Origin of the sequence: Paenibacillus sp. FSL R7-0272 (assembly GCF_037969905.1) — a bacterium.
GTDB lineage: Bacteria > Bacillota > Bacilli > Paenibacillales > Paenibacillaceae > Paenibacillus > Paenibacillus polysaccharolyticus.
Map to the genome: position 1 here is coordinate 117,614 of NZ_CP150221.1, position 15,432 is coordinate 133,045.

At 47.0% G+C, this 15,432-nt stretch carries 12 protein-coding genes; 11 read left to right on the top strand and 1 reads right to left on the bottom strand.

Translation table 11 applies throughout. The features are described 5' to 3' along the window. The first annotated feature begins 27 nt into the window (after positions 1-27). From MKY23_RS00560 to argS, 5 genes are all read left to right on the top strand, one after another. Complete coding sequence (locus MKY23_RS00560) at positions 28-1,230, top strand: hypothetical protein (RefSeq protein ID WP_339834481.1); 1,203 nt, start codon at positions 28-30, stop codon at positions 1,228-1,230. Between the two features lie 215 nt (positions 1,231-1,445). Next, positions 1,446-2,927 carry an alpha-N-arabinofuranosidase gene (locus MKY23_RS00565; RefSeq protein ID WP_339834484.1) on the top strand — a complete coding sequence of 494 codons (1,482 nt, stop codon included), beginning with the start codon at positions 1,446-1,448 and terminating at the stop codon, positions 2,925-2,927. A gap of 3 nt (positions 2,928-2,930) precedes the next feature. Further along, positions 2,931-3,236 (top strand): DUF6171 family protein, encoded by a 306-nt coding sequence (locus MKY23_RS00570; RefSeq protein ID WP_221790080.1) that lies wholly within the window; start codon positions 2,931-2,933, stop codon positions 3,234-3,236. A gap of 403 nt (positions 3,237-3,639) precedes the next feature. Beyond that, positions 3,640-4,065: a DUF1934 domain-containing protein gene (locus MKY23_RS00575; RefSeq protein ID WP_090924869.1), complete on the top strand. Its 426-nt coding sequence runs from the start codon at positions 3,640-3,642 to the stop codon at positions 4,063-4,065. Next, the gene (gene argS, locus MKY23_RS00580) at positions 4,062-5,741 is read left to right on the top strand and encodes an arginine--tRNA ligase (protein ID WP_090924868.1); all 1,680 of its coding nucleotides are present in this window, start codon (positions 4,062-4,064) and stop codon (positions 5,739-5,741) included. Before MKY23_RS00575 ends, argS begins: the two co-directional genes overlap by 4 nt. Before the next feature lie 372 nt (positions 5,742-6,113). Here the strand turns inward: argS and MKY23_RS00585 are convergent, their stop codons facing one another. After that, positions 6,114-7,268 carry a S8 family peptidase gene (locus tag MKY23_RS00585; protein WP_154960674.1) on the bottom strand — a complete coding sequence of 385 codons (1,155 nt, stop codon included), beginning with the start codon at positions 7,266-7,268 and terminating at the stop codon, positions 6,114-6,116. Between the two features lie 477 nt (positions 7,269-7,745). On the opposite strand from MKY23_RS00585, the gene rpoE reads away from it, so the two are divergent. The 6 genes from rpoE to rho all read left to right on the top strand — a co-directional run bounded on the left by rpoE (position 7,746) and on the right by rho (position 15,371). Then, on the top strand, positions 7,746-8,318 hold the full coding sequence (rpoE, locus tag MKY23_RS00590) for a DNA-directed RNA polymerase subunit delta (protein ID WP_154892127.1): 573 nt from the start codon (positions 7,746-7,748) through the stop codon (positions 8,316-8,318). A 495-nt stretch (positions 8,319-8,813) separates the two neighbouring features. Next, on the top strand, positions 8,814-10,418 hold the full coding sequence (locus tag MKY23_RS00595; protein ID WP_090924864.1) for a CTP synthase: 1,605 nt from the start codon (positions 8,814-8,816) through the stop codon (positions 10,416-10,418). A 227-nt stretch (positions 10,419-10,645) separates the two neighbouring features. Beyond that, complete coding sequence (locus MKY23_RS00600) at positions 10,646-11,032, top strand: response regulator (RefSeq protein ID WP_090924863.1); 387 nt, start codon at positions 10,646-10,648, stop codon at positions 11,030-11,032. Positions 11,033-11,291: 259 nt separating this feature from the next. Beyond that, entirely contained in the window at positions 11,292-12,146 is an 855-nt protein-coding gene (fba, locus tag MKY23_RS00605; protein ID WP_056698160.1) for a class II fructose-1,6-bisphosphate aldolase, read from the top strand. A 147-nt stretch (positions 12,147-12,293) separates the two neighbouring features. Continuing rightward, on the top strand, positions 12,294-13,547 hold the full coding sequence (locus MKY23_RS00610) for a UDP-N-acetylglucosamine 1-carboxyvinyltransferase (RefSeq protein WP_090924862.1): 1,254 nt from the start codon (positions 12,294-12,296) through the stop codon (positions 13,545-13,547). Between the two features lie 498 nt (positions 13,548-14,045). Beyond that, the gene (gene rho, locus MKY23_RS00615; RefSeq protein ID WP_090924861.1) at positions 14,046-15,371 is read left to right on the top strand and encodes a transcription termination factor Rho; all 1,326 of its coding nucleotides are present in this window, start codon (positions 14,046-14,048) and stop codon (positions 15,369-15,371) included. The last annotated feature ends 61 nt before the right edge of the window (positions 15,372-15,432 follow it).

Sequence of the window (15,432 nt, forward strand, 5' to 3'; positions counted from 1 at the left end):
GTAAAACGATAGAAGGAGGTGTTACCAATGAGAATCAAGACAACCAAGAACACCAAGACATGGAAACGAGCAAGTGTGATAACTCTAGTGCTTACACTATTATGGGGAATGGGACAGGCTCATACATTACCTGATGCTAGCGCAGCACCTTCAACCGCAACATGTGGCACAGGAGATCATGGACTGACATCAGAACTGAAAAAAGGCAGTGGCGTGGAAGAACAGCAATTGCAATTCACGGATATCAATTTTCTAAATCAAAATACAGGACGGGCGGCAGGTAAAGGGTTCTTGATTGGAACTTCGAATGCGGGCTGTACTTGGCAACCCATATACACGGGACAGTGGCAGTTCGAACAATTAAACTTCCCAAATAACGTTACAGGGTATGCACTGGCGGGCGTGAAGGGCTCCTCACTAACGTATCTCATACGTACGGACGATGGAGGTTCACACTGGAAAAGACTGAGTACACCAGGTGTTCCGCCGTTCAAGCGGATTGATTTCGGGGATAAAAATACGGGCTATGGATACACTTATAACGGAGCATATCGAACTGACAATGGCGGTATGACATGGAGTAAAATAACTACACCAGCTAACACTAGAGCCGCTACATTTATTACAGATAAGCTGGGGTATGCTGTTGTAGTTGTACCCGGGACAGGCTATAAGATCGAGAAGACAAGTAATGGAGGCAAGAGCTGGAATACAGCTCTTCAGGTGAAATCCGGTACATGGAACGGAGCAGACCTGTATGCAAATGGATCTCAGGTATGGGCTATCCTATATGGGGATGCGGGCATGTCCCAGCAATCCTACTCCCTGTATGCGAGTGGTGATCAAGGAGAGAGCTGGAGGCAGGTTTTCGCTCAATCGACAGCAGGCGCAGGGCCGGCCCCCGGTGCCAATCAAGATGGCAAAGGAACCGGACCGGCTAATCCCGGTGGACATCCAGGCAACATGGCACTGATTGGTAAAAAGACCGCTTATCTCTCTGCTGGATCGCCAGCGGCAGACAAGGTTGGAATTGGGCGTTCCTTTGATGGAGGTTCCACGTGGAAAAACATTGATCTGAAAGCTCAAGGCTATAGCTCCCGTATCTCGTTCCCTACAACCAAGATCGGCTGGCTTGTTGTGACAAGTACGAACGCACCTGCCGTTTATGCAACAACAGATGGTGGAATAACCTGGTCAGCAAAAATTTTATTTCGCTCAGAACAGAATTAACAAATTATAAAATGAATTAATGTATTAGCTAATTCATAGTAAAAACGATCTATGTGTATTTTTAATTGAATTAAAATGATGTAACCTCATAATGAGCCCTTTTCCTGAGATTTGATATGGAAAAGGGCTTTTTTTTCAGGAAACAAAAGGGTTGAAACCTGTCTCAAAACAGGTTATTGTAAGCGTTGACAACATATTTCAAGGAGGTTGAAATAATGGTTAATGTTATTTTAAAGGCTGATTCAGATAAAGGATTAATAAATCGCAATATATATGGTCACTTTTCCGAGCATTTGGGACGTTGTATTTATGAAGGCCTCTGGGTGGGTGAAGATTCACCTATTCCAAATACGGAAGGTATTCGGAACGATGTACTTGCGGCACTTCAGAAGCTGAACATTCCTGTGCTTCGCTGGCCAGGTGGTTGTTTTGCTGATGAATATCACTGGAAGGATGGTGTAGGGCCAAAAAGTGAACGTGCACGCATGATTAATACCCACTGGGGTGGCGTGGAAGAGAATAACCATTTTGGTACACATGAATTCATGAGGCTGTGTGAACTGCTGGGGGCAGAACCTTATATCAGCGGCAACCTAGGCAGTGGAACCGTGCAGGAAATGCAGGAGTGGGTAGAGTACATTACGTTTGATGGTGAGTCTCCTATGGCGAACTGGCGGAAGCAGAACGGCCGGGAAGAACCGTGGAAGCTGAAGTATTTTGGCGTCGGCAATGAGAACTGGGGCTGCGGTGGCAACATGCGTCCAGAGTATTATGCGGATGAATATCGTCGTTACGCTACATATGTACGTAATTATTCAGAAAATCAGATTTACAAAATTGCTTGTGGACCGAACGACAGCAACTATGAGTGGATGGAAGTGTTGATGAGAGAAGCGGCCCGTTTCATGGATGGCATTAGCCTTCATTATTACACGATTCCGACAGGTGTATGGGAAGATAAAGGGAATGCTACCGGTTTTGGAGAGGCTGAATGGTTCACTACATTGAAAAAAACGCTGTTTATGGATGAATTACTTGTAAAGCACTCCGAGATCATGGACAAATATGATCCGGAAGGCCGAGTAGGCATTATCGTAGATGAGTGGGGGACATGGTACAACGTTGAACCAGGAACCAATCCGGGTTTTCTATACCAGCAGAATACCATGCGGGATGCAGTACTTGCGGCGGTGAACCTGAACATCTTCAATCAGCATAACAAACGGGTGCATATGGCGAATCTGGCTCAGATCGTTAATGTACTTCAATCGCTTGTATTTACTGAAGGGGATAAAATGATCCTGACGCCGACGTACCATGTGTTCGATATGTATCAGGTCCATATGGATGCACAGCGTCTGGATCTCAGTTATGAGAGCCCGGGGTATACATTTGGTGAGGAGACGATTCCGCAACTTAGTCTGTCTGCATCACGGAACAAAGATGGCGTTATTCATGTGACAGGATGTAATCTTAGTCATACGGATGAGCTTGAAGTAGTCGTGCAACTGGAGGCAGGTCAAGCGGCAAGCGTATCGGGACAGTTGCTCCATAACGCTGACTTTGGGGCATTTAATACGTTTGAACAGCCAGATCAGGTGAAACTTGTAGCTTGGGAAGGGCTTGTTTTGGAGAATAATACATTGCGTTTTGTGTTACCTCCGGCTTCCGTTGGTGTGGTCGCTGTTCAGGGTTAAGGTATGAAGCCTAGCAATCACCAATACCAACAGCAGCCCCGTGAGGGAAGAAACGAACCCTGTAAGGGTTGTGACAGCCAGTATGATATTCATATCAGTGATGCCAAAATGGCCCGTCTGGTGGAGATCGCTTCACGCTCACGCACTACGGTAGAGGATGAGGAGTATGAGCGTCGCCTTGCGATCTGCTCAGGCTGCCCTGATCTGCAATATGGAACAACATGCCGGCACTGCGGCTGCCTTGTACAAGTGCGCGCGAAACTGGCCGATTCCACCTGTCCCTATCCGTATGCATCGCAGTGGGCATGAACAGAGTTCATCATTTTATGTTTGAAACTGGGTAAACAAGTATGTTGTTATATTGCCTAGATACGTTTCATTATAATGTAGTAAGAGGGCAAGCCCAATGAAGCAAAGTGGCAAAGTGAATGAAGTCAGACAGCCAGATGATGAAGCAAGATAACGAGATAGATGTGAATTAAGGGAGGGCTGCACGATACGGGTGCAGCTCTCCTTTTTGATGTCATAACAAAAAAACTCTGAATTTGGATTTGAATTGAGCGGGTGAACTGGATATAGTTATACAGTAGAGTGTAGGAGAGCAAGTTTATTCGGAATATGAGCGTGTATAGCGACACACCATTCAGGAAGGGCTGTTCTCACCAGCTGTCCTGATTTTGCGTCGCCTCGAATATAATGGAGGTTAACATTCATGTCGAAGATGCGACCGGTTCAGATCCGGCTGCATAGCCGTTATGAAGGGGAAGATGTACTGCAGGAAATGCAGGGAGAAGCTGTGGTCAAGGGAGCATACTTGTATGTTCGTTACGAAGAGCCACAGGCTGGACCCGAGGGAGGCATCACTCGTACAACATTGAAGCTGGGCGGACAATCCATCAAGATTATACGTCATGGTGAGGTGGAGTCGGAGCAGACGTTTGAATTAAACCGAAAGCTTCCAGGTTTCTACCGTTCACCATATATGTCGTTTGCCCTGTCCACGCATACACAGAAGCTGGAACTTTCCATTCAGGGATTGAGCGCACGCGCAGCGTGGAGCTACGACTTTTACCGCTTTGATGAAGAAGCCGGACATTTTGCGATTAGTTTGCATATACAGGAGGAACCAAATTCATGACACGTAATCCACTAGATACGATTAACGAACGGGTAAGTACAGCCATTGGCAATGCGATTGTTGCTGCTGGCATCGTAACACAGGAAGAGCTTCCAGCTATTACACTTGAAGTGCCGCGCGAGAAGTCCCATGGTGATCTGGCTACCAATGCAGCGATGCAGTTGACCAAGATTGCCAAACGGAACCCTCGTCAGATTGCCGAGGAAATCATCGCTAACCTGAATCTTGCAGAAGCCGGAATTGAAAAGGCGGAGATTGCAGGACCAGGATTCATTAACTTCAAATTGAACAAGAGTTATCTCTATCCCGTGCTTAACTTGGTGCATGAGCAAGGAGAGAACTACGGAAGAATTGATGTTGGAGCGGGGAAAAAGGTGGAGATGGAATTTGTCAGCGCCAACCCGACAGGCAGTCTGCATCTGGGTCATGCCCGCGGAGCAGCTGTAGGGGATGCCCTGTGCAACATCCTCGATTACGCAGGTTACGATGTAACTCGTGAATATTACATTAATGATGCGGGTAACCAGGTGTTTAATCTGGCCCGTTCTATCGAAGCGCGTTATCTGCAAGAGCTGGGTCAAGAAGCTGAAATGCCGGAAGATGGATATCATGGTGAAGACATTAAAGGTTTCGCGAAGGAACTGGTTGCTGAAAAAGGAGACAGCTTGCTGTCTATGCACCCGGGAGATCGCGCGGCATACTTCCGTGATTATGGTCTGGAGAAAGAACTGGACAAGATCAAACGCGACCTGAACCGCTTCCGTGTGAACTTCGATATCTGGTTCAGCGAAACATCGCTGTATGATAACGGGGAAGTGCTTCGCGTGCTGGACGAGCTACGTGACCGCAACGAGATTTATGAAAAAGACGGCGCAACTTGGTTGAAAACGATGCAATATGGTGATGACAAGGAGCGCGTTCTGATCAAAAACGACGGTACGTATACCTATCTGACACCGGATATTGCATATCACCGCGATAAATACTCCCGTGGTTATGACACGATGATCAACATTTGGGGAGCGGATCACCACGGCTATATTCCGCGTATGAAAGCAGCAATGCAAGCGCTGGGCAACGATCCGGACAAGCTGGTAGTTTTGATTGCACAGATGGTTAGCTTGTTCCAAAATGGCGAGAAAGTAAAAATGTCCAAACGTACAGGTAAAGCTGTAACGATGGAAGACCTGATGGATGAGGTTGGCATTGATGCCATTCGTTATTTCTTCACGATGCGTAGCATGGATTCGCATCTGGACTTTGACATGGATTTGGCGATTTCGACATCCAATGAAAATCCGGTATTCTACGTACAATATGCACATGCACGTGTGTGCAGTGTGTATCGTCAAGCCGAAGAGCAAGGTATCGAGTTGTTGCCACTGGCACAGATCGATCTGTCCAAGCTGACTACCGAGCACGAGTATGACCTTCTTCGTAAAATGGGAGAATTACCTGAAGAGATCGCTGCAGCGGCTACAGGTTATGCGCCGCATCGCATCATTCGTTATGTCTACGAACTGGCATCCCTGTTCCATAGTTACTACCGGGCTGATCGCGTCATTACCGAAGACGCGCAGCAGACCCAGGCGCGCCTGGCGCTGATCGGTGCCGTTCGCACCGTCATCGCAACAGCGCTCCGTCTGGTGGGCGTATCCGCACCAGACAAAATGTAATCCCTTCGGCCAAGTGGCGGACACCTTCCTGCCGCTCGGCCGAAGGCAAAGTCTCCATGCCCCCGCGCGAGCATTTACTTATGCGCGCGGGCATGGAGACTTTTTTTGTGCCCGTGGCTGGCGGTGGCCAGCACCTGGCCCTTGCGGGTACTGGCGATGCTCGCCAAGTACCCGTAAAGGGCTCAGGCTTGCCGCCTGCCGCGGGCACCCAGCAGTGCCCTGCCATCGGCAAAGCCGCAGGGCACTGCTTCAAGAGCAGGCTCGGTTGTGCCTGCTCTCGCTCTTGCCTGCTGCGCAAGGCGTGCCCGGCAGTGGCCGGCATCCGTTGCTGCGCAGCACAGGTGCTGGCGGCGTGTAGCATGCGCCGCCAAGTCACCCCCCGCCCTCTTGCATCAGCTTGAGGGCGTCTAGCTCGCCACCGCGGACTTTACTCTTCGCGGTGGTGCTTTTACGGGCGCGCAGCGGAACCGTCGCGCGCTTCACAAGTGTCTTGATCTCGGCTGGAGACAAGCCGGGATGTTTGGCGAGCAGCAACGCGATTGCGCCGCTCACATGGGAGGTGGCCATGGATGTTCCACTCATCTCATGGTGCTTGCCTTGCACCCAGGAGGACACAATTTTGTCCCCGGGTGCATAGACGTCCACATAAGCACCGCGATTGCTGAATGAAGCAATACGTCTGTTTTTGTCGGTAGCCCCAACCGAGATGGTCTGCGGATATCGAGCAGGATAGTCGATGCTGCGGCGCTTACCGTCATTTCCTGACGAAGCCACAATGACGATTCCTGCATGATATGCACGGTTGACCACATCAAGCAAAGATTTACTTCGTGTTTTCATACCGAAACTCATATTGATAATATCCACCTTGTTGCGTACACACCAGTCGATGCCGAGTACAATGTCCGAGACATAAGCAGAGCCGTTGTGATCAAAGGCTTTGACGGGGTAGATTAATGAACGCGGGGCAACGCCGATCATGCCTTCGGTACTGTTGGCTGCGGCAATGGTTCCTGCAATATGGGTACCGTGACCGTTGTCATCATGGGGAAGCAAGCTTCGGTTCAACAGATTAATGCCACGGGCAAGGGAGTATCGTAGATCAGGGTGATGGTAATCTGCTCCTGTATCAATAACACCAATTTTGATCCGGTGTCCTGTCGAAACAGACCATACTTTAGGGGCTCGAATTTGCTTCACACCCCAGGGTATGCCTTGAGGGGTGCTGGGTTTGTTGTGGAGTGCAGTAGAATGCAGCGAGACAGGAGTGTCTTCCTCTAACGTAATGTCGTCCCCGTATCGATATAACACGTCCGGGCTCTGGACAGGAGCGATGAGAGTTCTGGCAAGCCTTGAGGTTCGAACGCCTCCCAGATCGGTGAATTCATTGCGCATTCGGGATAATTCAACGAGACAGGCCTCGTACTGCTGCGGTTTGGCGAATCGAATCAGATAACGTCCCCCGTGTTCAGGTTCGGGGCATCTCATTCCGTCAATCAACTGATGCAATAAACCGGTATAGTCCATTATGGGCTGCCCCCTTCGGGATGAACATGCTGAGGTATTCTATGAATGCGCTCATCCCGGCGCATGGGGAACTTGCCCTTTTTTTATAAAAACACATTCTCTCCGTGTCAAAACGGGCGCAGGTACATATGATGGATGGAGGGCTAGAGGGCTCTTGCGGGGAACCTGGTGAGGAGCAATCCTACGAGGGTATACAGTCAGAAGGCGGAGGGGACTCCGTCTTTTACATATGGTTTGGGCTTTTGTTCATAGAGATAGCGTACATATTCATTGCCTCCTTATCATTCTGTCTCTCGAAGTGAGGAGATCGGGATATGGATCAAAGGACGGATGTGTAAATATGGGACATGCTTACATAAAAACTTGCTTTTTAACGCTAAATAGGTTTTACTTAGGTTTGTTAATGGATATGTTATACGTAACGATCCAGTTTGCAGGGGATATAAAGTGAATTATGTGTGAGAGGAAGTGTCTTCAGTGAGTACCTCGCTCAATTTGAAAATTGATAAAGAAAAGGTAAGAGAGATCCCTTTGGTGGATCTGGCCTTTATGGTGCTGAAAGCGGCAAACACGCCGTATTACTACCGGGATTTGATGAATGAGGTAGCGAAACAGCGCGGAATGACAGATGAAGAGATCAACGAGTATATCGCCCAGCTGTATACCGAAATTAATATCGATGGCCGTTTTGCTTGCGTCGGTACGAGTCTTTGGGGATTGAAACGCTGGTATCCGGTTGTTGGATCGGAAGATTCCATGACGGGTGCGAAGCGTCCGCGTATCATCAACGATGAAGATGATGATCTGGAAGACGAAGACTTCGGTGAAGAGGACGACAGCTACAACAGTGACGAAGACTTCGACAGCACAGATGATGATCAAGACGAAGATGAAGACGAAGATGACGATGATGATGACATCTTTGATGAAGAAGACAGTGAAGAAGAAGTGCTGGTTGAAGATGACGATTTGGAAGACGAAGACCTCGAAGAAGACGAAGAAGAGTCCGAAGACGAGGATGAATTTGACGACGATTCCGATAATCGGTAATCCTTTTTGCTGACGAAAAATTGCCCGTTTTTTCCCCGATAGTCAGCCTTGACAGCAGACGGGGTAACGGGTAAACTATTGCATGGGCTTATGAATGAGCGACAATATATTTATGTTTTTTTAGAGAAAGTGCCCCGTCCTGCGGGAGTACTTTCTTTTTGTATTTTTAGAGGCAGAATGATGCCAAACGATTACTTTTCCGACTGCTTCCGGCCAAACCTTTTCGGCCTGTTTTTTTGTATGTTCAAACAAAGAAAATAGAACTACCGACGAGGTTTGTAGTGGGACAAGCGTGGATGAAGGCTCCCGGAAAGTTTGCATTATTTTTTGCCAGGAATGATGTGTTAGTTAAAGCCGTCTTCGCTGGAAAGGGCAGTTCGCAGATGCAGTTAATTTCTGCCATTGCTCTTTTTAACGATGATTACCTGGGAAACGGGTTACGATAACACCATATATCGCCTGAATTTCTGTACTTATATTAGGAGGGTAATAACAGTGACAAAGTATATTTTCGTGACGGGCGGAGTTGTGTCCTCCCTGGGCAAAGGGATTACAGCAGCCTCGCTGGGCAGATTGCTGAAGAACAGAGGACTCAAAGTAACAATCCAAAAATTCGATCCATACATCAACATTGACCCGGGAACCATGAGTCCTTATCAACATGGTGAGGTATTCGTAACGGATGATGGCGCAGAGACGGACCTGGACCTTGGCCACTACGAACGTTTTATTGACATCAACCTTTCCAAAAACAGCAATGTCACGACAGGTAAAGTGTACTCTTCTGTAATCAGCAAAGAGCGTCGCGGAGAGTATCTGGGCGGTACAGTTCAAGTCATTCCACATATCACAAACGAGATCAAAGAGCGTGTATTCCGCGCTGGACGTGAAGCGGGTTCGGATGTTGTTATTACCGAGATTGGCGGAACGGTGGGTGACATCGAGAGTTTGCCATTCCTGGAAGCGATTCGTCAGATCAAGAGTGATGTAGGTCGTGACAACGTGATGTACATTCACGTTACACTGATTCCATATATCAAAGCAGCGGGTGAAGTCAAAACAAAACCGACACAACACAGTGTGAAGGAATTGCGTAGCATTGGTATCCAACCAAACGTTATCGTTTGTCGTACGGAATATGAGCTGTCCAAGGACATGAAGGCCAAAATCGCACTTTTCTGTGATATTGACGAGAATGCAGTCGTTGAATGCCGTGATGCAAGCACGTTGTATGAAGTACCACTTAACCTTCGTGAAGAGGGTCTGGATGAAATCGTGGTTAACCATCTGAAACTGACTACTCCTGCACCGGATATGAGCGAGTGGGAAGGTCTGGTGAACCGGATCAGCAAGCTGGAGCGTACGGTCGAGATTGCAATCGTTGGTAAATATGTGGCATTGCATGATGCGTACCTGAGTGTTGTAGAGTCCCTGTCACATGCAGGGTTTGCATCCAATGCGGACGTGAAGATCCGCTGGGTTCCTTCTGAAGATATTACCGATGAGAATGTAGGCGACATGTTGCATGGTATTGGTGGTATTCTTGTTCCTGGTGGCTTCGGTGATCGCGGTATTGAAGGCAAAGTATCGGCAATTCGTTATGCCCGTGAAAAAAATATTCCGTTCTTCGGAATTTGCCTGGGTATGCAGGTTTCTGTCATTGAATATGCACGCTCTATCGTTGGTTTGAACGGAGCAAACAGTTCGGAGATTAACCCGGCTACCGAGTTCCCGGTAATTGACCTGCTGCCTGAGCAAAAAGATATTGAAAATCTGGGCGGTACGATGCGTCTGGGTCTGTACCCTTGTAAGCTGCAGGAAGGTTCTTTGGCGATGTCATGTTACGACGATGAGTTGGTATACGAAAGACACCGTCACCGGTACGAGTTTAACAACGAATACCGTGAAGCGATTGAAAAAGCAGGTCTTGTTATTTCCGGTACATCACCGGATGGACGCCTGGTTGAGATTGTGGAACTTCCTGGACACCCTTGGTTCTTGGCAGTACAGTTCCATCCGGAATTCACTTCCCGTCCGAACCGTCCGCAACCATTGTTCCGTGAGTTTGTGAAAGCTTCTCTGGAGAACGCGGAGAAATAATAAATTGAATCATTGAAAACCCTAGTATTATGAGGATGTTTCTGGCTGCTATTATAGCGCGGAAACGTCCTTTTCTTTTTAATAAAGATGTAGATTGATTTACCCTTTGTCAATTTGAGATAATAGAAGGATTTTACTGGAAGAGGTAGAATACTTATCATGACGACTATGGGATAGTTATCCAGATGTAATGTGTATATGCTTTCCTAATTCTAGGAGGTTACAGCGTGGAAGAGAAAAAAGTTCTGATTGTCGATGACCAAAACGGTATTCGTATTCTACTGATGGAAGTGTTCAGCAGCGAAGGGTATAACACATTTCAGGCGGCAAACGGCAAGATTGCGCTCGAAATCGTCAATAAGGACAAGCCGGATCTCGTTCTGCTGGACATGAAAATTCCGGGGATGGACGGGCTTGAAATACTGAAGCATATCAAGGAGATTGACCCTGATATCAAGGTTATTATGATGACGGCGTATGGAGAACTTGACATGATCAAGGAAGCTACCGATCTTGGCGCGCTCATGCATTTTACGAAACCGTTTGATATTGATGAGATGCGTGTGGCCGTTAATATGCAACTTCGCAATGGCGCTGCGAACAAATGCAGCTAAATCCTGTCGATACAGGATTTTTTTGCGTCAACCACCAACCACATGTAATCATGAGAAAATGGAGTATTTCACCTGTTAGTGTAGGGAATATTGGAAATGGTAACGCCATCATGCCGTGTCTGTGAAAACTGTGCTGCAAAGCACAGCATTTTTGCAAAAGCTTGTTTAGTATTTGACATGGGATGTGGTATAATAAGCCCGTATGTGATTTCGGCTAAAAACCATAGACACAACCCAAACCCCTAGGAGGATTGAAACCATGCCATTAGTATCTATGACAGACATGTTGAACAAAGCACTTGAAGGAAAATATGCAGTTGGTCAATACAACATCAACAACCTTGAGTGGACTCAAGCGATTCTTACTGCTGCTGAAGAAGAGAAATCCCCAGTAATTCTGGGCGTATCCGAAGGTGCAGCACGTCACATGGGCGGCTTTACTACTGTAGTTAAAATGGTAGAAGGACTCTTGATTGACATGAAAATTTCCGTACCAGTTGCAATCCATCTGGATCACGGTTCAAGCTTCGACAAATGTAAAGAAGCAATCGATGCTGGCTTTACATCCGTTATGATCGACGGTTCCCATCACTCCATCGATGAGAACATCGAAATGACTAAAAAAGTCGTTGAATACGCACACGCTAAAGGCGTTTCTGTAGAAGCTGAAGTTGGTACTGTAGGCGGACAAGAAGACGACGTTATCGGTGGTATTCAATACGCTGACTTGAACGAATGTATCCGCATCGTTAAAGAAACAGGTATCGATACTTTGGCACCAGCTCTGGGTTCCGTTCACGGTCCTTACCAAGGCGAGCCAAACCTCGGCTTCAAAGAAATGGAAGAAGTTCGTGACGCGGTACAAGTTCCACTCGTATTGCACGGTGGTACAGGTATTCCTAAGCACGATATCGATAAAGCAATCTCTTTGGGTACTTCCAAAATCAACGTGAACACAGAGAACCAAATCTCGTTCACAAAAGCAGTTCGTGAAGTGCTTGCAGCAAAACCAAACGCTTACGATCCACGTACGTTCATCGTACCAGGCCGTGATGCAATCAAAGAAACTGTTAAAGGTAAAATCCGTGAGTTTGGTTCCAACAACAAAGCGTAATTTATCTTTAAAAGTTCCATACTGTGAAATGGAAGAACACCGCCTAGCCGGTGTCTTTCCATTTTCACACCTTATTTCTACATCGTTAGCCATCAGCACGTATTGCCGTTCATCGGCTGCAAAACACGTAGGGGGACATTAAGCTTTATGGAAAAATTAATGATTAGTGGCGGACGTCCGTTACAGGGAACTGTAACTATAAGCGGTGCCAAAAACAGCGCCATTGCGCTTATTCCTGCAGCATTGCTTGCCGAGTCAGAGGTCGTGTTGGATAACTTGCCATTACTCAGTGACGTGGCCGTATATGCAGAAATTTTGGAGGAACTTGGGGCGCGTGTGACTTGGGAAGGTAGTCAGATGAAAATTGATCCTTCTGATATTAAATCCATTCCGATGCCAAACGGTCCTGTGAAGAAACTTCGTGCTTCTTATTATATGATGGGAGCACTGCTTGGACGTTTTAAAGAAGCAACAATAGGTTTGCCCGGAGGTTGTAATTTTGAACCTCGTCCAATTGATCAACACATCAAAGGGTTTGAAGCGCTTGGCGCAACCGTGACGAATGAACATGGCTCTATCCATTTGTATGCCAAAGAGCTACGCGGAGCTAAAATATATCTTGATGTAAGCAGTGTTGGTGCAACCATCAACATTATGCTGGCGGCCACTCGTGCCAAAGGCTCTACAATTATTGAAAATGCGGCTAAAGAGCCTGAGATTATAGATGTAGCAACACTTTTGAATTCTATGGGTGCCAGCATCAAAGGTGCAGGTACAGAAACGATTCGAATCGAAGGGGTCTCGGAGCTTAAGGGTTGCCGTCACTCCATTATTCCGGATCGGATTCAAGCGGGCACGTATATGATCGCTGCGGCGGCCACGCGCGGAGATGTACTCATTGATAATGTCATTCCCAAACATCTGGAGGCTTTAACGGCCAAGTTGCTGGAGATGGGAGTGGGTATCGAGGAGCTGGACGAAAGTATTCGGGTTATTGGACAGCCGCAGTACAGTCATGTTGATGTAAAGGCGCTGGTATATCCAGGATTCCCTACCGACCTGCAGTCCCCAATGACCAGTGTATTAACACAAGCGAACGGTGTAAGTGTACTGAGTGACTTTGTATACAGCAATCGGTTCAAACATGTGCCTGAACTGGTTCGTATGGGCGCCAAAATCCGTGTGGAAGGCCGATCAGCCATTATTGAAGGCAGTGCACTGAATGCGGCTAAAGTAAAAGCGTCGGATCTTCGTGCTGGTGCAGCACTAGTCATCGCGGGACTTACCGTCAGTGAAGGAGTTACTGAGGTGACGGGAGTTGAGTTTATTGATCGTGGTTACGATCATTTGGTGACCAACCTACGTTTGCTTGGTGCAGACGTGTGGCGGGAAACCGAATAGGTATTGATTAAGGCGCAGCATCGCAAATATTCCCGCTTGAAGCGTGTTTTGTAGCGGTGCTGCATAACCTATAGTAGAATAGGGTATACTATTCTAATAGATTTTGTATTCTCTTCCGGATATGATGAACTGTAACAGGTTCTCGTTTCGGAGGGTCTTTTTTTGAAATAAACATCATAAGGCTTAGAACACATCATTTCTTATATTGTTTTTGAAAATCATTCCCTTTCTCCAATCCCCGGATTTGTTTGAACCTGCGCTTCATAGCCGGTCTTCCCGGATCGATCGCCCCATGTTTGGAGTTCACTCATTAAGGATTATGCCATGTAATGGCCATTCCACCCGGAAACTTACACACCAAGACATGTATTTGCATTATAACGGTTACATTCCGTACAATGGATAGAAGAGATTGTGGTAGAACTGCTTTCTATGGCTTGAATTAGCTAACGAAACTATCCATTTCACGGACTCATTAATTGAATAGGTGGTTATTATATGGATCTGCAAATTTCCGATTTGGAAGAAATGAAATTAACGGACCTCTATAAGCTGGCGAAAAAATACCAGATTCCTTATTACGGGACCCTTAAAAAGAAAGAATTAATCTTTGCAATACTCCGTGCGCAAGCGGAACAAAGTGGTTTGATGTTTATGCAGGGCGTGCTCGAGATTTTACCTGAAGGTTACGGCTTCTTGAGGCCAATCAACTATTTGCCAAGTACAGAAGATATTTATATCTCGGCCTCACAGATTCGCAAGTTTGATTTACGCACGGGTGACCTTGTATCAGGTAAGTGTCGAACGCCAAAAGAAAATGAGAGATATTTCGGTTTATTGCAAGTTAACGCTGTGAATGGTGAGAATCCATCGGCGGCTGCGGAGAGACTTCACTTCCCGGCATTAACCCCATTGTATCCGCAGAAGAAACTGGTTCTTGAAACATCCCCGAGCCATTTATCCACACGTATTATGGATGTGCTTGCCCCTGTAGGGTTGGGACAACGTGGATTGATCGTAGCACCTCCCAAAGCCGGTAAAACGCTTCTCCTCAAAGAAATTGCCAACAGCATCTCAACTAACAATCCAGAAATTGAACTTTTTGTCCTGTTGATTGATGAACGTCCAGAAGAAGTAACGGATATGTCTCGTTCGGTAAAAGGTGAAGTTGTCGCTTCCACGTTTGATGAGTTGCCCGAGAATCATATCAAAGTAGCGGAACTGGTGCTGGAGCGCGCTCTGCGTTTGGTTGAAGCCAAAAAGGATGTCGTTATTTTGCTCGATAGTATCACACGTCTGGCTCGTGCATATAACCTGGTGATTCCACCATCTGGACGTACACTAAGTGGTGGTATTGATCCAGCAGCATTCCATCGTCCAAAGCGTTTCTTTGGTTCTGCTCGTAACGTGGAGGAAGGCGGTAGCTTGACTATTTTGGCAACAGCGTTGATTGATACGGGGTCGCGTATGGATGACATCATTTATGAAGAATTTAAAGGTACGGGTAATATGGAGCTTCATCTGGATCGCAAATTGGCTGAACGCCGTATTTTCCCTGCCATCGATATTCGCCGTTCCGGTACACGCCGTGAAGAGGTATTGCTTAGCAAGGAAGAGCTGGATACGATCTGGGCTATTCGTAAAAATATGAATGATTCCCATGACTTCGTTGAAGGTTTCCTGAAAAAACTACGCAACAGTAAAACGAATGCCGAGTTCCTGGCTGCGTTTGACGCGGCTGGCAATGCGCCCTCCAGCAATGCTGGAACGACGACAACTCGCCGTTCCCCAAGACAAACGGCTACATCAGGAACATCGAATTAACATTTGAACTGCAGTTTGAATTCGTATAACGTAGCCATGATCGTTGTAAGATAAAGATGTG